The sequence below is a fragment of the Streptomyces sp. NPDC056480 genome, assembly GCF_042795405.1.
Taxonomy (GTDB): domain Bacteria; phylum Actinomycetota; class Actinomycetes; order Streptomycetales; family Streptomycetaceae; genus Streptomyces.
In genome coordinates this window covers 1-18414 of record NZ_JBHTSA010000107.1, presented here as the reverse complement: position 1 = coordinate 18414, position 18414 = coordinate 1, and the positions used below count along the sequence as shown (strand labels likewise).

Genomic DNA, 18414 nt, shown 5'->3' with positions numbered 1-18414 from the left:
CAGCGGTCAGTCCTTCACAGGTTGGGTCGTGCCGTGCAGCAGGGTCGCGGAGCTGCTGGCGTGGACGGTCCAGGTGTGGGGGACGAACACGCCGCGGTAGGTGCCGGTCGCGCGGATAGTGATGCGGCGGCCGTCACCGGAGACGGTGACCGTGCCGCGGGCGCCGGCCTGGTTGAGGTAGGCGCGGGCGGCGGAGGCGGCGGCCTCGGGGTCGGCGACGACGCCCTCGCCGGTGACGGCGAGGGCGGGATCGATGGCCTGGGCGGCGGCTCGCGCGGCTTCGGTGGCAATGCCGTCGGTGCGTTCATGGGCGCGGGTGACGCCGAAGGCGTCGACAGCGAGGAAGCCGCCGAGGAAGAGCAGAGGGACGGTGATGATGGCGGCGAAGGGGGATACCGCGCCTCGGTCCTCGCCGAAGTTCCAGCGCCTGGCGGGGTGCTTGAGGCTCATCCACGTTCCCTAAAAGCGTCAACGATCGAGGTGAATGAAGAGGTCGTGGTCCGTATCCCTGGCCCGCCGCCGAACAGAAGCAGGTCGCCCAGGGGGACGGTGCACGAGACGGTCACAGTGACGGTGGAGACCTGGCCCAGCTGGGCGCCCAGGCCACTGGTGTTGGCCGTGACACGGGTGGAGGTGCAGGACTGGTTCCGCTCGCCGAGGGCGTCGGCGGCCGCGCGGCGGGCTGCCGATTGTCCGGCTGCGGGGGTGCGTTCGAGGGATGCGGCGCGGGCGGCGGCCTGGGCGGCGGCGTCGGTCTTCTGCCCGGCGAGGGAGAGACGGGCCCCTGCCATGACGACCAGGGCGATCGCGATCAGGAGGGGCACGACGATGACCGCCTCAATTGCAGCGTCGCCCCGGTCCGCGCTGTGTCGCACGGATCGACGAAGGCGGTGGAGTGGGCTGCGCATCATCGGCCTCCTGCGGTGGTCCATCGCTCGACGGGGCCTGAGGCGGAGGCGGTGACCGGCCAGCCGCCCATGCCGGGGAGGAGGGAGATCGCGCGGCCCTGGACGGTTATCCGGATGCGGTCGGTGGCGCTGCCCGCGGTGGAGACGTGGGCGTCGACGAGGAGGTCTCCGCCGAGCGTGTTCACCGCGGCGCGTGCCTTGGCCGCCCCGTCTCCCGGGCCTGCTCCGTACATGCGGCCGGCGGAGACGCCTTCGCGTGCGGCGGTCGCGGCGACGTTGTGGGCGTAGGCGGCGAGGAAGGCCTGCACGATCGCGAAGATCAGCAGGATCACGACCGGGAAGAGGATCGCCACCTGGATCGGTGACGATCCCCTGTCCCGTTCGGCAGGTTCGAGGGCGGTGAACATGAGGAGTTTGAGTTCCTGGAGGTCAGCCGCCGAGGATGCCGCTGAGCTTGCCGTTGGCCCGCCCGTAGGCGGCGGCGAGACCGCCGGCGATGATGAGGGCGCCAGCGACGGCCGCGACGATGATGACCACGGTGGAGATCGGGCTGTCCCCGCGGTCCCCACGGTCCTTCGCCTCCTGCTGGACTTCTTCGAGGCGTGTACGGATCGCCCAGGCGCAGGCGGTCACGGCGGCCTGGGCGCGGAGCAGCGGGCTGGTCTTCATGAGGTGGGCTCCCCTTCGAGTGATGCGGGCTATGCGGGTCAGATGGAGAAGATGTTGAGGACCGCCGGGAACGCCATAGCGATCATGACGATCACGGCGAGGAGGGCGGCGGGGGTGTGGAGTTTCTCGCTGTCGGCGCCTGCACGGGCGGCCTCGGCGGTGAGCAGTTCGTTGGTCAGGCTCTTGGCGCGGTTGCGCAGGGTGTCGTAGACGGAAGCGCCGTCGTCGGAGGACAGGCGCATGATGTCGGCGACGTCGTTGAGGACGGGCAAGCGAAGCTGGGTGCCGAGGTCGGCCAGGGCCTGCCACGGGGAGGACTTCTCCGTACGGGCGCGCAGGAGGGCTTCCTGGATGCGGGTGAATGCCCAGCCCTGTCCGATGCGGGCGGCGTCTTCCAGTGCCTGGTCGGCGGCGACGTTGGATGCCATGCGGGTGGCGACCAGGTCCATCCAGGCGGCTGCGGCGTGCGCGAACTCTGTGCGGGCCTTGGTGGCTTCGGTCGCGACGGCCCAGTCGGGCACGAACCACAGGACCGCGGCGAGCAGCAGGCCGGCGACGGCAGGGATGAAGAGGGGGACGGGCAGGCCCATCAGGGCCCAGCCGACCGCCGGGACGAGCGGGACGAGCAGGCCGAGGAGCCCGAGGGCGAGCTTGTTGGTGACGAACTGCTCCGGACTCTGGTGGAGCAGGTCGAGGTCGGCGCGCGGGATCCGGCCGGGCATGCGCTCGGCGAGGCGTCCGGCCCACGCAGCGCCGACGGCGTTCGCACGGCTCGGCTGGTCGCCGGGGCGGACCGCGGGCGGATCAAGGCGGCGTAGCGCGGGCCCGAGGCGGGGCGCGGAGGGAACGAGTTCGCGTACCAGGAGGGCGATGCCCGCGCCGGTGGCGGCGCCGCAGACGATCAGGGCGGTCTGGCTCATGCGGCCGACACCTCCGCAGTGGGTTCGGCGGGGCCGGGCTGCTTGACCTGGCTGCGGGGGTCGTTGATGAGGAAGCGAGGTACCGGCTGATGGGTGGCGAGCTTGCGGGTCCACCACAGGACCGCGGAGAACGCGGCACCGAGCAGGGCGAGGACGAGCTGGCCCAGCAGGGTCGCGTACGGGGCGGTGTAGGGGATGAGGAAGCCGATGAGGACCAGAGCCATGCAGATGAGGGTCATGGTGCGCATCGCGGTGCGGGACTTGGCGCGGTCGGCCTCGATGCGGCGGCGTGCGGCGACTTCCTCGCGGACTTGGGCGGCGACGTCCTCGAGGACCTGGGCGAGGCCGGGGCCAGGGTCGACGGCGCACAGCATCAGGGCGGCGCAGGCCTTGTCGCCGGTGACGTCGTCGAGCAGGCCTGCGAAGTCGCGCAGCGCGTCGACGGGGAGCCAGCCGGCTTTCAGTTTGTCGGCGAGCTCGCCGACCTCGTCCTCGATCGCCGGGGGCGGGTTCTTCCGGCTGGTGATCAGGGCCTGCTCCAGGGCGAAGCCGAGGCGGAGGATCTCGGAGAGGCGCTGGGTCCAGTCGGCGAGCGCCTCCAGTTTGGCGATCCGGCCCTTGGCGGAGGTCGCGGAGGCAAGCAGCCAGGGCACCCCGATCACGGAGCCGCCGAGAATGAGCGCGGCGACGAACACACCCGAGGCCAGCCACACCACAGCCGTCGTGGCCACAGCGGCGACGATCAGGAGACGGCGGCGGGCGGCACGCTGCTGTCCGTCGGGGCCGCCCGACCACTCGGCCCGCCACCGGGCCGTACGGCCCTGACCCTTGGGGGCAGTCGTGCCGATCGTGGCGACGACCGCGGCCACCAGGCCGCCGGCGAGCATCGCCCCGCACAGGGCCCACCACAACGCGCCCATCACAGCCCCCTGTTCCAGGCCGCAGCCTGATCCAGGACATGGGTGGAGAACCCGGCCAGCTCCAGACGCCGGCGCGAACGCGGCGAGAGCGGGGCAGCCGGGGCGGCACGCAGATCGTCCTCGGAGGCGGGGCGGAAGATCTCGTTGTAGGCGGGGCGGCCGTTCTCGCCGATGCCGGTGATCTCCCATACGTGGCTGACGAGCCTCCTGGGCGCCGGGCCGGACTCGTCGACGGACATGAAGACGACGAAATGCAGGCCGTTCGCGATCTGCCGGTAGGCGAGCTGCTCGGAGAAGTTGCCGCGGGCCAGGAGGTACAGCTCGGCAATGCGGTCAAAGACGACATGCGGCTCGGAGGCGTGCATCGTGCACATGGACCCGGGCCGGTCACTGGTCAGGGCCTGCATCATCGCGGTGATCTCCGGCCCCCGGACCTCGCCGACGACGACACGCTTGAGGGACATGCGCTTGGCCCGATACATCAGATCGAGGAGGGTGATCTCGCCGACCGCGCGGCCATCGACCCGCTCGCCATTGGACTCACGGGCCTCCATCGGCACGACCTGGGTGTGGTAGCCGTTCTGATGGGCCCACAGCTCGAACTCGGTCTCCACCGTGCCGAACCGCTCGTGCTGCGGGATCTCCCGCAACAATGCCCGCATCAGGGTCGTCTTCCCCGACGACTGCTCGCCCACCACGATCACGTTGCGCCGCGCCCTCACACAGGCGCGCAGCAGACCGGCGACGGTGGTGTCCATGGCGCCGGCGGTGACGAGGTCGTCCAGGGTGGCGTTCTGCAGACGGTGGCGGCGGATCGTGACGAACGTCCGCTCACCGGTGATTTCCGGGTGCAGCGCCTGGAGCCGGGAGCCGTCGGACAGGCGGATCGCGGCGTCAGGGGACGCGGTGGAAAACGTACGGCCGGACTGACCGCTGGCGCGGATCAGATCACGGACCAGCTCCTGAAGTTCTTCCTCAGACTCGGCGACGGGTTCGGCCGCGACGGGCTCACTGTCGCCGCTGTACTTGAGGAACACACGGTCACAGCCATTGATCCAGATATCCTCCACCCGCTGGTCGTCGAGGTGGCGCTGGAGACGACCGGAGCGAAAGAGCATGTCGAACACGAGCGCGGCAAGCTGCTCCTCCTCACCGGCCGTGACCGCACGAGAGGTACGGGCAGCGTCGCCCCAGACCGCGACCCGCTCGTTGATCAGAGCGCGGGCCCGCTGCTCACGCACGGCGCCGACCAGGCCGCGGTTCAGCTTCGCCTCAGCCAGGAGCAGGTCGTTGACCTTCCGCTTGATCTCACCAGCCGCGCGCGCGTCGACCCGCACCTGGGGCACGGAGGCACCGTTGACTATCGCCGGTGCGGCGGCCTGCCCACCACGACGCGGGTCGTAGGCGGCACCCGGCAGCCCCGGATGCGCGACTACACCCGGATCAGGAACGTGAGCCGGAGCCTGAGACGGAACAGCAGGCGGAGGGACGGCCGCGGGGTACATCGGGTCAGCGCGCATCCGTCACCGCCTTCATCAGCCGCTGCTGCAAAGGGGAGGCGACCCGCGCCCGCCTGGAGGCGACCTGCTGTCGAATCGGGGTCGACGCATCACGCGCGGCACTCATCAGCTTCGACGTCATGAACCCACGGCCCTCGGACGCGCCGTCGGACAGCACAGCCGCCTCCTCCGGCCGGTACGGCAGCGCCGCGACAACCCGCACGCCGAGCTCGACCTGGACCTCGCGGGGGCCGTAGGGGCCCTGGCGGATGAGGAGGATGCCGAGCGCGCCGGCTCCCTGGCCGGAGTCACCGTCCATCAGGGTGCGCAGGGCCTGGATCCGGGAGCGGGCGGCGTGCATGCTGCGCAGCGTTCCGCGCATTACCACCAAGACGGTGTCTGCGCGCAGGGCGAGGACGCCGGCGGGGCCGAACGCGCCGGAGCGGCCGAGGTCGACCAGGACGTCGTGGGCGTGGGTCTCGATCCCGGTGAACAGGTCGGCGAGCTGTCCCCATACGGGGGCGAGGCTGGAGGCCTGGTGCATCGCGGTCAGGCCGGGCAGCAGCAGCCGGTTGCGCTCCGAGCGCTTCTCGTCGTTCTCCAGGGCGATCAGCTGCGGCCAGAACGCGGTGACGAGGTCCTGCGTACGGGAGGACTCCGTCAGATTCCGCAGGCCACGGTCGGCGACCACAGCGCTCTGGAGCGCCCCGGGTAACACGGCACCACCGTCCGGGTCGCACTCCGCAAGGACCAGTCGCCGGCCGGCTTCCAGCGGCCAGGTCCGCAGCAGCGCGAGCGCCGTACTCGTCGCTCCCGGAGCGCCCGGGAGTCCGACCAGGGTGATCACGGCCATCAGGACTCTCCCGGTCCGTCGACGACGAGCGCGACGTTCCCGGTCGCGGCCTGCGCCGCGAGAGCGGGCCCGAACTGTGAGGGCACCGCGACGTCGATGACCTGCTCGCCCGTTGTCTGCTGCCGCTCTCCCACTCGTACGACCCGGGCGGCGATCTGCTGCGGGGCGGCGTCCTCGTCGGCCTTCTCTCCGGTGATCTGGCCGTCGGCGGGGGTGGAGACGACAAGGATCTTGTCACCGGGCGAGAGACGGCTCGCGGGCATCTGTGACGTCTTCAGCCCAATGCCGACCAGCCGTTCACCCGGCTTGACCAGAGTGCGGGTGGTGACCTGGCCCTGCGTCAGCAGTGCGCCCGGTGTCAGGGCGACCGAGGCCCGCTTGCCGACTACCTTCTCCCGCTCGGCGGCCAGGACCGGCTTCAGCGCCGGGTCGAGCTGGACCTGGGCCTCGATCAGGTCGGAGTCCTTGATGACGTCTCCGGCCTCGACGCCCTTGGCCACGGCCAGGACGGGGGTGCGTTCCCCTGTCGCCTGGAAGGCGAGGAACCCGCCGCCTCCGCCAGCCGCAATCAGCGCGATCGCTAGCGCATACATGCCGGGACGTCGCCTTCGCGCCTTGAACCCGACTGCCGCACTTGGGATCTGGGAGTGCGTCGGCTGCGCGGGGACCTGGCCCGTGCCGGCCGGAACCGCCGTCTTGCTCACGATCTCTCGCCTTCGCTTTCTTCGTTGGAACCGACGGGGTGCTTCAGCTGCCGACGGCCTGGAGCTCGCCGACCCGGATGTCCACGGCACTCTGCCGGGTCTGGGACATCTGCCCGGACTGCCCGGTCGTGGCCTGCCAGTCGATCGTCCAGGTCGACGTCGCGACCACGTGATACGTCCCGGCGCCGGCCGTCGACGGCTTGGCGTAACGGTGACCGCAGTCCGGCGACGACTTCGTGCCGTAGGCCGGCTTGTAGGGGGTGCCAGGGGTGGTGCAGGTGACGGTCTTCCCATCGCCCATCTGCCACACGATCCGCGCCACCTTCGCCGTCGCGGTCACCGTGATCCCACCCGCGGACGCGGAGGCGACGTTCGGCCCATACGTCTCCGGGCCCCGCTCCGTCCACAGATAGACCGGCATCCCGACCAAGCCCATGCCAGCCGGCCTCGGTGTGATCCCGATCTCCGGGCCGCGCAACACCATCTGGTCCACGGCCTGCCGGGCCAGGACGGCTGGGTCGACAGCGGCCGGTCCAGGGGGAGCGGCAGACCAGACGTTTCGGACGAAAGTCGTGGGGCTGGGGCCATGGTTGAAGGTGCAACGCTCTTCGTGCACTGCGCCGTCCCCGGGTGCGTGCCCCTCCCAGTCCAGACTCCCAGCGGGCGGCTGCGGGTTGAGCTTCGTGTACGTGCATACACGCTGGGTGGTTGGCGGCTCGCCGCTCTCTCCCCCGCCTCCCCCCGAGCTCCCGCCTGGGGCCGGTGACCCGCCCCCGTTGCCGCCGGAGCCAGGCACGTCGACTTCCACCTCGCAGAAGAAGGGGCCGCATTTCGTACCGCCCGCTCCACCGGGGTCGTCTGCGTAAGCAGGGGCAGCGGAGAACGCTGAGGCGACGAGCACGAGCACGCCTGCGACTGCTGCACTCCGAGGGGTCAGCACTTCTGGCCTTGCGGCTCATCGCGGATGACGCGCCATCCCTCGGGCCACTTCTCGATGGTTGCCTTGATCACGTAGCGAAGGAGCCTGTTCCTAGGCAAGGCGGCCGGCTTCTGCGTGTCGAGGTCAGTGACTGTCCACCGGGAGATATCCAGGCAGCTGGAGAGAATGACGTGGGGGATCTTGCGGTTGATATCCGCGCTCGTGGCGGTCGGGTTGCCCACGGCGACCGTTCCCAGAACGATCGCGTTCTTCTTCCGCATGTCTGCTGCGCCCGTCTCGACCTGGGAAAGAGCGGCTGAGGCCGCGTACTTCTTGAGGTCGCCTGCCTTGCCTGCCTTGTCGGCGTAGCGCTTCTCCACTTCCTTCCAGTGCGAAAGGTAGGTGGCGATCGCTTCCTTCTTCGCTGTCTCCACCGGGTCCGCCGGGGTCACCGGGGTCTCCGTCTTGGACGGTGTCGCCTTGGGTGCGGAGTGCGTGGGAGGCTTCGCCTCCGGCGTCTCTGGGCCACTGCTGCACGCGGCAAGGAGGAATGAGCCAGCGAGGAGGAATGCTCCCGCCGGTTGGAACGACGTCATTCGCGAGCGAAAACGTCGCATGTGCGTATGGGCCATCACGATGTCTCCCGATGCATATGCGGTCACCCGCTGCCACCTGCGCCTGTCGATCCTGAGGAGTTCACGGAGTGCCGCAGGATCACGTTGAAGATGCGAAGACTCACACTAGGCAAGATCACACCAACCACACCGGGCATAAAGGCTTTTGCGACCCAGCGATGCGATGCAATCAGCCAAATCGGGCCGAGAATGGATAGGACTGTGTCAGGTCATTACGGCTGAGGAGGCGATGGTGGAAAGACTCCGGCACGCTCGGCGGACAGTAACTGCACTGGGCTGCCTCATGACGCTGACGAGGTGGCGAGGAGGACATCGCCGGGGGTCTGTTCGCCGAGGAGGGGGGTGACGATCGGAGCGAACGGGCCCTGGGCTGTCAGCTGGTCGAGGGTGGTGATGCCGACGGCGAGTTGGGGGGTTCGCCGGACGCGGGCGTCGGCGGCGGCCAGGGCGCGCAGGTCCTCGGTACGGTTTCTCAGGACCGTCTCACTGGCTCCGGTGAGGACGACCAGGAGGCGGGGTACGGCCGGGTAGCGGTCGCGCCAGGCCTCGCGGCCTGGTCCCGCGGCGGTGGTGATGCGGCGACCGGGTGGGGGAGCGGGCACGTAGGTGGCGTAGCGGGCGTAGGAGGTGAGTTTCCGGCCGAGGCGTCCGACCTGCATGGTGGTCCGGTCGATCTCGAGGAAGTAGGTGAGGATCCGGCGCCCGGTGGGTGTGGTGCGGGTGTAGCGCAGGACGGCGTCGGGGATGAGCAGGGCGTCGTCTCTGAGTCGGTTCTCGCCGTCGCGGACGCGGTGGACGAGCTCTGGATCCCAGTCCAGCGGCCCGCACTCGTCGCCGAGAGCCTGGGCCCAGGTGCTGAACGCGAGCCCGGTCTCGACGACGGCCAGAGTGTGTTCCTGGAGCTGGGAGGCTGCGGTCTCGGGATTGATGCGGTAGGCCCGTGGGGTGACTTCCCGGCTGGCCTCGACGATGTCTGCGCCGCGCGGTGTGACGAACCACAGTGCTTCAGGACCGCCCTTCTTCCCGGCTCGGCGAGCGGTGCAGTCCGCCAGCCCCTGGTCGCGCATCTGGTTCAGGATGCGTCGCAGGTAGACGGGGCGTTGAGTGTGTGGGGTCAGCATCCGGTGAAGCTGGCCGGTGGCGACCAAGCGGTGTTGGTAGAGGATGGGCAGCAGCCGCTGCCCGAGGCGGGGCAGGCTGGTGGCAGCGGGGGAGGGGGCGGTGGTCATCAGCCGATCTCGCTTCCGCTGGCCGCAGGCCGGACTCCGGATGTGGGCATGGTTGCTTCCGTGGGTCGCTCCGGACACGTCTTCGGGGCGGGCCGGGTGGTGATGAGCTCGGCGAGGATCCGGTCGTCCAGGCCGGGCCGGCTGCCGGTGTCGTCGCCTTCTAGGTCACGCAAAATCTCGCCGACTGTCCGGCGCCGCAGGTTGTCGTCCACGGCACGCTCCAGATCGGGCAGGAGCTCGGGGTGGTGGTAGTCGGCGAGGACCTGGTGCAGGGCCACGCCAGCGACACGGAACGGGGTTGTGCGCTCGCCGTGGAGCATCGTGGACATCACGTAGTTCCACTTCGGCAAGGACAGCAAGGTCTGGGGAGAGACCGGCTCCATGCGCTTGGTGACGAACGCGGCCTCGTCGCTGTCGGCTGCCGACGCGGACAGCAGCGACTGGTTCTGCATGAGTGCCATCCGCGTTTCAGCACTCAGACGCATCACCATCTGGGTCATCCCCATCAGCCTCAGCTCGTACTTGCGCAGCTGCTCCAGGATCGCGGCGACATAGCCGCGCGACGCCCCGTCGATGGCGGTCAGCTCATCGCAGAACGCGAACATCGTCTCCAGCAGGTCCGGGTCGACGCCCTCACGCGAGCAGCCGGCCAGGAACAGGTCGAAGAGCAGCAATGAGGTGATGACCTGGTCGGATGAACCCGTCCCGGAGCAGCGCAGCAGCAGGATCTTCGAAGTGTCCATGGCGTGCCGCATGTCGTATGTCGACCGCGGCTGACCTAGGAACGCCCGCAGCGAATCCGACGTCTCCAGCTGCTCCAGGGTCTGGGTGACCACCGGGACCGCGCTGCCCTCGTACTTGGGGAAAGTGGTGCTCCAGAAGCGGCGCAGTTTGACCGGGAGATGTTCCAGGACGCCCTCGCGCCACTCCTCATCGGTGAGCAGCCGGGTGATCGAGAATATGGTGGGCTGCAGATCCGGACGCCTCCTGCGGCACATCTCCAGCGCCAGGTGCGCCAGGACCTGCACGGCGTGAGACAGGATCGCCCTGGCGCGCGGCGCACCGTCGCCCCAGCCCTGCGCCGAGGCCAGGCCGCCCACCACCGCGCCGATCACGTCCTGGACCTGTGCCGCGGTGCGATGCTCCATCGACAGCGGATTCCATGCCCCGACCCGCGCCGTGGGGTCCTTGACGCTCAGGTCGATCACCCACACCCTCTCGCGCAGCGCCGGATGGGCCAGATACGGCATCGCCCGCTTCACGGCAGCACCATGAGGGTCGAGGAACCACACACCCAGCCCCCCATACGCCAGAGTGATCGCCTGCAGCAGGGCCAGCTCGCTCTTGCCGAACCCGGACTTCCCGAACGACGCACCGAACAACACATCCCTCTGCGGCACCGCAGCCAGGCGCGCCCGGCCGTCCGCACCCAGGACACGCCCCAGCGGCACCACGCCCGGTTGCCCGGTCCACTCGGGCAGCCGCGGCGACGCCGGCGGCACCACCCCTCCGGTACGCACCACGTTTACCGCCTCGCAGTGCACCGTGGCCGGCTTCAGCAACGCGGCGATCTCCCTGACCGTCACCCACTGCCGCCTCGACGGAGCGAACTCGCCGGTGCGAAATCTGCGGTCGAAGGAGGACCGCCGCCACCAAACGTTGCTGTACGGCCGCCACCCCGTACGACGCGGCCCCACCGGCCGCCACCAGTTCTCCCCACTCCAGGCATCCATCACCGCCATGACCTGATGCAGCAGCGTCTGCGCCCGCGCCGGATGCCGCGCCTTGACCCGGACGAGGACCTGCACCGCGAAAACCTGTCCGTCCACTCCGGGCAGGAACTTCCCCACCCCGTCGGCCAGGTCCGTCTGCCGCGGCCGCGGCGCGGACCTACTCCGCGAACGGCCAGCGCCGAGCGACTGCCCGCCGTTCAGCCCCGCCAGCGCCTGCCCGAACACCAATCCCGCAAGGCCATCGCCCCCCGAGCCTGGCCCGACCTGTTCCCCGTACGCCGACGGTCCGCGCCGCGCCGCGCGTCGCATGAGCCGACGGCGCCACCGGGCCACCTTGCGGCCGGAGACCGGCACCAGGTCCACGATCAGTTCGGCCTGCTCGCCCCGCTCGCTGTCGGCATGCGCGCACGCGGCCGCCATCATCTGCAGAGGATCGGGATCGAGAATGGCCGCCGTCAGCCGCCGATGGTCTGCGCGGGCGAGCACGAGCTCTGCCCGCGCCACGTAGATTCCAGGCCTGCCCGGATCCGTCTCCCCCTTCGTGGGGCGGCCGGGGGCCTGGGCTGTGGCGGCCTTCTTTTCCATTAGCACCGCGCTCATCAGCTTTCCTGCCCGTCGTCCGGCACTCTGAGCGGTGCGATGTTCGTGAACCGGACCGGTCGCACCTCACCGCTGCCGCGGTCCGCCTCCAGCACATCCACGTTCGGGAACGACGACAGGCGCAGCAGACCCGCAGCCCGCGTGGGGCCTTCCAGCCGGGTCGCCAACCTCCCCTCGATACTCACGTGCCGCATCCTCACCCCCGACGCCCTGCGCGGCAGCCATCCGACAGCCGCCGACACCCGCGCCAGACGCGCCGCGTGCCGCCCGATCTCCTCCACCGACGGATCAAAGCCACGCGACGGCACCAGATCGACCACTGTCCGGGATCCGAGAGCGGCACGGACCCGGCGACGCCACCACGCCCCGCACGCCCCCCACAAGGCAACCCCCACCAGCATGGACAGCCCCAGCCACCACAGATGCGCCTGGACGTTCTCGATCACCGAGGCGGTCACGGCCGACAAGGACCTGATCGGGGAGATCAGCACCTCGCCCATCACCCGTTCGCCTTCGACAAGGGAATCGAAACGGGCCGCGCCGATACCCACGCCCCGGATTCCCCGCGGACTCGGTCAGTGGCCGCGTACCAGCCACGACGCAGCAGGACCGCCCCGCACGTCACGAAAAGAAGCAGCACCTCGGGCCAGCCCCGGCACTCGGCCGCACCATCAGCCACCGGCTCCCTCATAAACCGAGGGTTCCTCAGGCCATCACTCCACCACCAGCCCGGAAAACAGCCGACGATGAAAACGACCGCCACGAGCAAGCCAATCCAGTTCACCAATTCGTCGACCGCCGCATCTCGCCTCCCGAGAAGGTGCTGTTCGTCTGTTGCCATCGGGCACTCCCCGCAGGCCGGGGCGGCCTTATGTCGCCCGTGCACATTCGCAAGGACTCGCAGCGCCGAGAACGTGACCGTCCGCCACGACGAACTCGGAACTTGACGCTCAACCTCGTCGAGAACGGTCAGGTTCCTCCCGGCGGCGGTACATCAGATCGCGGCTGAGCGTCCGCGGCTGGCCACTGTATGGACGGAGTGACCGCGGAATGCGTTGCACAAAGTGCTGTGCCCCCCAGCCGGGAGCTTGGGTTCTATCGGTCATCGCAACACCCGACCTCTGGGGACACGATGGCCTTCGAGATCCGCAAGATCCGAATTGGGCAGGGAAGCAAGAGGCTGGACCGTGAGCGGGAGGAATACTTCCGCCTTGTGAATCAGGGAGTCAGCGGCCGGGAAGCCTGCCGGATCGTCGGCATCAACCGCCGTACCGGTAAGCGCTGGCGCAACGGAACCAACGCAACGGCAAAGAGACCCGCTCAGCCCGCACTCAGAGTGCGGGCTGAGCGGGTCATTTCTGAGTCTCGGCACCTGACGGTTGAGGAGCGTCTCTACATCGCTGACCAGGTGCGGGCGAAGGTGCCGGTGCGGAGGATCGCCGCGGAACTGCACCGCAGCCCGTCCACGATCAGCCGTGAGATACGCCGCAACCGCCACCCCACCAACGGCCAGTACCGACCGCATGCTGCCGAAGCCCGCGCTGAGTCCCGCCGGCCTCGTCCAAAGCCCGCGAAGATCGCACTGAACCCGGAGCTGCGGGAGTACATACAAGAGCGTCTGGGCAGGCGCTGGAGCCCGGAACAAATTGTCCGGCACCTGCACAGGGACTTCCCCGACCGGCCGGAGATGCACGTGGTCCACGAGACGATCTACCAGGCCATCTACGTCCAGGGCCGGGGAGAACTACGCCGGGAACTGGCCAAAGCCCTCCGCACCGGCTGGGCCCGTCGCAAGCCCCGCCGCCAGGCCCAGCAGCGCCAGCCCCGCTACCGGCACCCCATGGTCATGATCAGTGAGCGCCCGGCCGAGGTCGCTGACCGCGCCGTCCCCGGCCATTGGGAAGGGGATTTGATCATCGGAAAGGACAACGGGTCCGCCATCGGCACACTGGTCGAGCGCTCCACCCGCTACGTGATGCTCTTGCACCTGCCCAACGGACGCGGCACCGAACTGGTCCGCGACGCGCTGGTGGAGGCCGTGAAGGTTCTGCCGGCCCAATAGCAACGTGAGGTGTCTGGGACCAGGGCAGCGAGATGGGCCGACACCACGAGTTCACCATCGCCACGGATGTCCCGGTCAACTTCTGCGACCCTGCCAGCCCCTGGCAGCGTGGCTCCAACGAGAACACGAACGGCCTGCTGCGGCAGTACTTCCCGAAGGGCACCGACCTGTCCGTCCACACCCGTGAGGACCTGGACACAGTCGCCGCCGAGCTCAACGGCCGACCACGCAAAACGCTCGGCTGGGAAACCCCAGCCGAGCGCCTGCATACACTCCTCACGGCCGCCTAACACTGACCACGTGTTGCGACGACCGCTGGAATCCGCCCTGCGAGCCGTGGTCGGTGTGCATGATCGCGCCGTCGAGACTTCCGCGGGTCCGCCGCGCTGCGGCCAGGGCGTCGGTGACGAGCTCGGTTCGCATGTGCTCGGCGATCGCCCAGCCGGCCAGGCGGCGTGAGGCGAGGTCGATGACGGTGGCCAGATACAGGAACCTCCCGCCTTCCAGCGGGAGATAGGTGATGTCGCCGACGTATTTGCTATGCAGCCTGTCGGCGGTGAAGTCCCGTCTGATGAGGTCCGGTGCCTTTGCGGCGGTCGGGTCCGTGATGGTCGTGCGGTGTCTGCGACGCAGCCGCAGACCCGCCAGGCCGATCGTGCGCATGATGCGGGCGATGCGCTTGTGGTTGACGTGCTCGCCGTCCTGGCGGAGTTCGGCGGTGATCCTCGGGATTCCGTAGGTGCCGTCCGATTCCTCGTGCACGGCCCGTATCCGCGCCGCGAGCCGGGCGTCGGCCTGTTGGCGTGCGGCCCGGCCCCCGGCGGTCGATCGCCAGTAGTAGAAGCTGGAGCGGGCGATGCCCAGGATGGTGCAGAGCCGCTTCACGCCGTGCCGGCGCTGGTGGTCGGCGACGAACTGGAAGCGGTTCACCAGCGCGTCTCCCCGGCGAAATATTTCGCCGCCTTCCGCAGGATCTCGCGTTCCTCCTCCAGCTCGCGGATCTTCCGGCGCAGAGCGGCGTTCTCCGCCTCCAGAGGTACCGGCGGCTCGGCGGTGACCTCTGCCCGGCGCCCCCGCGGCCGGCTCGCGCCGGCCGCCCTGACCCAGTTGCGCAAGGTCTCGGGATTGATCCCCAGATCGGCGGCGATCTGCCGGATCGTCGCCCCGGGCCGCGACTGGTACAGCGCGACCGCGTCCGCCTTGAACTGCGGCGGATAGTTCTTCATGACCACGAGATGTCCGTTCTCAGATCCTCAGGATCCAGTGTCTCGTGTGTCCAGGATCAAGGGTCAAGGCCCCAGACGTGGCCACCATCCGCGAGGTGCAGCCAAGGGCCATCAGCTCCGACGACGCGGAAGTCGGGCATGGGCCGGTTCGACGTCAGCAGCCGGGAGCGGTTCTTCTCGTAGTCCACGGTGTTCTCCTGCCTGGGGTGAGTGGGGTGCGGGGGCCGCGCCGGTTGGTGCGCGGCCCCCTGGGGTGGCGGTCAGTTCCTGACCGCCACCTCCTCCCGGTCGCGATCCTCGATCAGGGTTTTGAGGCGGGTCAGCGCCTCGATCGCGCCGGCCCGGACGACGACGTCGCCCTCACGGGCTCCCTCGATCGGGTACGACTTCCACTCGCCGTTCTCCATCAGCCCTTCAGGGTCGACGAAGAAGACCTTCATGCCGCGCTCGCGGGCGCGGGTTTGAACGGCGCGGCGGTCGGCGTGCAGCCCGATGACGCAGATCGCCTTCGCCTGGGGGCCGAACGGCACGGGCGGGATCTTCTGGTCGTAGCGACGCACGAAGCACTCCGGGAGCCCGGCACGCGCGGCAAGCAGGTCGAAGTTGTGCTGGATCACCGGGCCCACGAGGTGCCCAGCATCGGCCAACCCCTCCAGGATGTGGTGGGCGTCGGTCGGCTCGGCTTCGAACGCCATCCTGAACATCGAGGTCAACTGGTCGGCCTTGGCCTGCGGGCTGGTCAGCATCTCCTCGACAAGGGTGTCGTGCTGCGGCCGCATGGTGAACCGGTGCGACTGCGTGAGCGTGTTGTCCTTCCGCGCGGTGACCCGGTACACCTCGTGGAGGAAATGCAGCGGCGGAACTCCGGCCTCGATCGAGCTGCCGCAGCCGATCTCGACCATGAACGGCATGTGGTCAAGCAGACCGGACAGGTCGTCCGCGATCTCAGGCTCGCCGCGCTGCTCCTTGACTCGCATGCCGCCCGCCAGGACGTTCCACGGAAGCTGCCGGACGGTCCGCGGTACCTCGAACTCATCGGTGATGAAGCACAGGTCGACGGATCGGAAGCCGGCTGGGGTGTCGCGGTCAGTGCCGATGCCAAGGAGGAGTCTGGAGAGACGAATCCGGCGGCTCTCGGTTCAGCTGAGCACAACGCTCCGAGCAAGTTTCCGGCTCGTGTCGATCGGCTCGAAGTTGAGCTACTCTGCGGCGTCGAGACGGTCGGCATGGACAGGTTCCTCCCAGAGGCATCACATCAGTCGGTGGCCAAGCGCCAATAACTCGCCACTTGGCCGGAATGACCGCTGTTCGCTACACGACGGGCTGCGCCCCTGAGCCTGTCTCGCGGTCCACCGGGAAGCGGGCCAGGTGGGCTACAGAACGGCCTGCCGTTTCCTGCGAGTGAGACTGGTCTCGCAATCAGGGGTGATAGTGGCGCGGGCGCCCCTGTGCCCCGGAACCCGCACCGGTTCCAGGGCATGCCCTGGTCAGTCTCCGTTCTCCTGGAGCTGGAGCAGCTTGTAGAACTCCGAGGCGGCACCGCGTCCCACGAGCTCCTTGTACGTGCCGCTCTCGATGATGCGGCCGCCTTCGAGGACGACGATGCGGTCGGCGAGGCGGGCATTGGCGAGGCGGTGGGTGATGAAGAGGGTTGCCCGGCCGGCGGCCAGGTTCTTGAGGCGCGTGAAGATGCGGTGCTCGGCGCGGGCGTCGAGGGCAGCGGTGGGTTCGTCCATGACGAGTACGGGGGCGTTGCGGTGGAAGGCGCGGGCGATGGCGATGCGCTGCCACTGGCCGCCGGAGAGGTCGTGGCCGCCCCACCAGGACCGGGCGAGGGAGGTGTCGAGGCCGTCGGGGAGCTGGGCGATCACTGTGTCGGCGCCGGATGCTTCGGCTGCGGCGTGGATGGCGGGGTCGCCTTCGGGCCGGGGCTGGCCGAGGTGGATGTTGGCGCGGGCGTCGAGCGGCCAGCGTGTGTAGTCCTGCGGTACCAGCCCGACGTGGCGGTGCACGGTGGCCGGGTCGGCGTCGGCCAGGTTGATGCCGTCCCAGTGCACGGTGCCGCTGGTGGGCAGGTACAGGCCGGTCAGGAGCTTGGCCAGGGTGGTCTTGCCGGAGCCGTTCTCGCCGACGAGGGCGACGACGTCGCCGCGCTTGAGGTCGAGGCTGATGCCGGCGAGCGCGGGCCGGCCGGTGCCGGGGTAGGTGAAGGCGGCGTCGTTGACGCTGATCACCTCGGGCCCGGTCTCCGGGATCCTGGCGGTGCCGCGGCGAGCCGTCCAGGGTCCGGCGACGGCGAGGAAGTGGTGCCAGTCGCCGACGGCGAGCGAAGTCCGGAAGAGTCCGGCCCCGGCGCGCACGGTGGTGCCGAGCGCGGCGGAGGCGGTGCGCAGGGCCAGGGCGGCGGCGCCGGCGGCGGCGAGCTCGATGCGGCTGGTGGAGACGAGCAGGATGAGCGCGACCCACGCGGCGGCGGTGGCAGCGGCGGTGAGGGCGTCGCCGATGCCGCGGACGGTGAGGGCCTTGCGGGTGGCGGTGAGCTGCTCTGCTTCCAGGCGGCTGGAGATGATCCGGTACTGGCTGGTGAGGAAGTCGGCCATGGTGCCGGCGCGGACTTCGTCGGCGGTGGTGTGCTCGGTGGTGTAGGAGCGGAAGACGTTGCGCAGGCGGGAGTCGCCGAGGTTGCGGTGGTGCGCGTCGTGCTCGATCCGGGCGGCCCGTACGGCACCCCAGGCGCAGGGGGCCGCGGCGAGCAGGAGCAGGCCGAGGACGGCAGGGTGCAGGACGGCGACGACGGCGGCTGCGGCGACGATCTGGGCGGCGGCGGAGGTGAGGAGCTGGGCGTCGAGGATCAGGTCACGGGTCTTGTCGGCGCCGTCGGCGGCCGCCTGGCGGGCGTTCTCGAAGTCGGGGTCCTCGTATGCGGCGAGCTCGGCCGCGGTGGAGGCGGCGATGACGCGGAGGTCGGCCTCCCGGACGACCTTCGGGGCCAGGCGGGCGGCGGCGGCCCGGGTGGCGGCGTCGAAGACGTAGCGGCCGCAGAGGGCGACGCACAGGACAGCCAGGGCTGCGGCGCGTTCCTGGAGCGCTGCGAGGAGGTTGGTGCCGGTGAACAGGCCGGCAAGGACGCGGGCGGTCGCGGTGAGCGCGGCTGCGGTGAGCAGGGCGGCGGAGGCCTGGCAGGCGGCCAGGGTCAGGACGGCGCGAGGGTCGGTGACCCAGCCCAGCCGGATGGCTTCGCGCAGGGTCTTGGGCAGGCGGCGGGCGATGGCCCAGGTCGACATGGCCGTGTTGGCATCCTGGTAGCGGTCGGAGGCCATGCGCATGACGGGGGGCTGGCCGACGGCGGCCGGCGCGATGGTGGCAGGAGAACTCACGGGACTAGGAACGCGCGCGGCGGTGCCAGGGGCAACGCGATTGTCAGGGGCATGTGCGCATCGGGGCCGGTCAGACAACCAGGGTGTCAACTGCGCGTTCCAAAAGTCACCCGATCGAGGAGCCGTGGTCCGGGGAGACGGAGGCATGTCTCCCCGGACC

Annotated in this window: 18 protein-coding genes and 2 pseudogenes; 2 read left to right on the top strand and 18 right to left on the bottom strand. The window is 69.7% G+C overall.

Annotation, left to right across the window (positions count from 1 at the left end; translation table 11 throughout):
* Window positions 1-6: 6 nt before the first annotated feature.
* From ACFQ79_RS32390 to ACFQ79_RS32325, 14 genes are all read right to left on the bottom strand, one after another.
* A complete protein-coding gene (locus ACFQ79_RS32390) occupies window positions 7-450 on the bottom strand; it encodes a hypothetical protein (RefSeq protein WP_383590082.1) in 444 nt (147 codons plus the stop codon).
* On the bottom strand, window positions 447-875 hold the full coding sequence (locus tag ACFQ79_RS32385) for a TadE/TadG family type IV pilus assembly protein (RefSeq protein WP_383590080.1): 429 nt from the start codon (window positions 873-875) through the stop codon (window positions 447-449). Before ACFQ79_RS32385 ends, ACFQ79_RS32390 begins: the two co-directional genes overlap by 4 nt.
* A gap of 32 nt (window positions 876-907) precedes the next feature.
* Window positions 908-1315: a TadE/TadG family type IV pilus assembly protein gene (locus ACFQ79_RS32380; RefSeq protein ID WP_383590078.1), complete on the bottom strand. Its 408-nt coding sequence runs from the start codon at window positions 1313-1315 to the stop codon at window positions 908-910.
* Between the two features lie 22 nt (window positions 1316-1337).
* On the bottom strand, window positions 1338-1577 hold the full coding sequence (locus ACFQ79_RS32375) for a hypothetical protein (protein WP_266974177.1): 240 nt from the start codon (window positions 1575-1577) through the stop codon (window positions 1338-1340).
* Between the two features lie 38 nt (window positions 1578-1615).
* Window positions 1616-2497 carry a type II secretion system F family protein gene (locus ACFQ79_RS32370; protein ID WP_383590076.1) on the bottom strand — a complete coding sequence of 294 codons (882 nt, stop codon included), beginning with the start codon at window positions 2495-2497 and terminating at the stop codon, window positions 1616-1618.
* Window positions 2494-3417, bottom strand: coding sequence for a type II secretion system F family protein (locus ACFQ79_RS32365; protein ID WP_383590074.1), 924 nt, complete (start codon window positions 3415-3417; stop codon window positions 2494-2496). Before ACFQ79_RS32365 ends, ACFQ79_RS32370 begins: the two co-directional genes overlap by 4 nt.
* On the bottom strand, window positions 3417-4754 hold the full coding sequence (locus ACFQ79_RS32360) for a CpaF family protein (protein WP_383590072.1): 1338 nt from the start codon (window positions 4752-4754) through the stop codon (window positions 3417-3419). The genes ACFQ79_RS32365 and ACFQ79_RS32360 overlap by 1 nt, the downstream gene beginning before the upstream one ends.
* A gap of 172 nt (window positions 4755-4926) precedes the next feature.
* Window positions 4927-5769, bottom strand: coding sequence for a hypothetical protein (locus tag ACFQ79_RS32355; RefSeq protein ID WP_383590070.1), 843 nt, complete (start codon window positions 5767-5769; stop codon window positions 4927-4929).
* Window positions 5769-6362 (bottom strand): SAF domain-containing protein, encoded by a 594-nt coding sequence (locus tag ACFQ79_RS32350; protein WP_383590069.1) that lies wholly within the window; start codon window positions 6360-6362, stop codon window positions 5769-5771. The genes ACFQ79_RS32355 and ACFQ79_RS32350 overlap by 1 nt, the downstream gene beginning before the upstream one ends.
* Window positions 6363-6516: 154 nt before the next feature.
* The gene (locus ACFQ79_RS32345; protein WP_383590067.1) at window positions 6517-6909 is read right to left on the bottom strand and encodes an ATP/GTP-binding protein; all 393 of its coding nucleotides are present in this window, start codon (window positions 6907-6909) and stop codon (window positions 6517-6519) included.
* Window positions 6910-7406: 497 nt separating this feature from the next.
* Window positions 7407-7844, bottom strand: a complete 438-nt coding sequence (locus ACFQ79_RS32340; RefSeq protein ID WP_383590065.1) for a secreted protein/lipoprotein — start codon at window positions 7842-7844, stop codon at window positions 7407-7409.
* A gap of 464 nt (window positions 7845-8308) precedes the next feature.
* Window positions 8309-9256 carry a replication-relaxation family protein gene (locus ACFQ79_RS32335; RefSeq protein ID WP_383590063.1) on the bottom strand — a complete coding sequence of 316 codons (948 nt, stop codon included), beginning with the start codon at window positions 9254-9256 and terminating at the stop codon, window positions 8309-8311.
* A complete protein-coding gene (locus tag ACFQ79_RS32330; protein WP_383590061.1) occupies window positions 9256-11589 on the bottom strand; it encodes a hypothetical protein in 2334 nt (777 codons plus the stop codon). The genes ACFQ79_RS32335 and ACFQ79_RS32330 overlap by 1 nt, the downstream gene beginning before the upstream one ends.
* Window positions 11589-12140 (bottom strand): hypothetical protein, encoded by a 552-nt coding sequence (locus tag ACFQ79_RS32325; protein ID WP_383590059.1) that lies wholly within the window; start codon window positions 12138-12140, stop codon window positions 11589-11591. The genes ACFQ79_RS32330 and ACFQ79_RS32325 overlap by 1 nt, the downstream gene beginning before the upstream one ends.
* 581 nt (window positions 12141-12721) lie before the next feature.
* On the opposite strand from ACFQ79_RS32325, the pseudogene ACFQ79_RS32320 reads away from it, so the two are divergent.
* Window positions 12722-13941: pseudogene (locus tag ACFQ79_RS32320) on the top strand (IS30 family transposase).
* Between the two features lie 37 nt (window positions 13942-13978).
* On the opposite strand, the pseudogene ACFQ79_RS32315 reads toward ACFQ79_RS32320, so the two are convergent.
* From ACFQ79_RS32315 to ACFQ79_RS32305, 3 genes and pseudogenes are all read right to left on the bottom strand, one after another.
* Window positions 13979-14883, bottom strand: a pseudogene (locus ACFQ79_RS32315) (IS3 family transposase); the annotation flags it as partial.
* Between the two features lie 50 nt (window positions 14884-14933).
* The gene (locus tag ACFQ79_RS32310; RefSeq protein WP_383590058.1) at window positions 14934-15065 is read right to left on the bottom strand and encodes a hypothetical protein; all 132 of its coding nucleotides are present in this window, start codon (window positions 15063-15065) and stop codon (window positions 14934-14936) included.
* 72 nt (window positions 15066-15137) lie between these two features.
* Window positions 15138-15779 carry a hypothetical protein gene (locus tag ACFQ79_RS32305; protein ID WP_383590056.1) on the bottom strand — a complete coding sequence of 214 codons (642 nt, stop codon included), beginning with the start codon at window positions 15777-15779 and terminating at the stop codon, window positions 15138-15140.
* A gap of 9 nt (window positions 15780-15788) precedes the next feature.
* On the opposite strand from ACFQ79_RS32305, the gene ACFQ79_RS32300 reads away from it, so the two are divergent.
* On the top strand, window positions 15789-16157 hold the full coding sequence (locus ACFQ79_RS32300; RefSeq protein WP_383590054.1) for a hypothetical protein: 369 nt from the start codon (window positions 15789-15791) through the stop codon (window positions 16155-16157).
* 207 nt (window positions 16158-16364) lie between these two features.
* On the opposite strand, the gene ACFQ79_RS32295 is transcribed toward ACFQ79_RS32300, so the two are convergent.
* Window positions 16365-18254: an ABC transporter ATP-binding protein gene (locus ACFQ79_RS32295; protein ID WP_383590052.1), complete on the bottom strand. Its 1890-nt coding sequence runs from the start codon at window positions 18252-18254 to the stop codon at window positions 16365-16367.
* Window positions 18255-18414 lie beyond the last annotated feature (160 nt).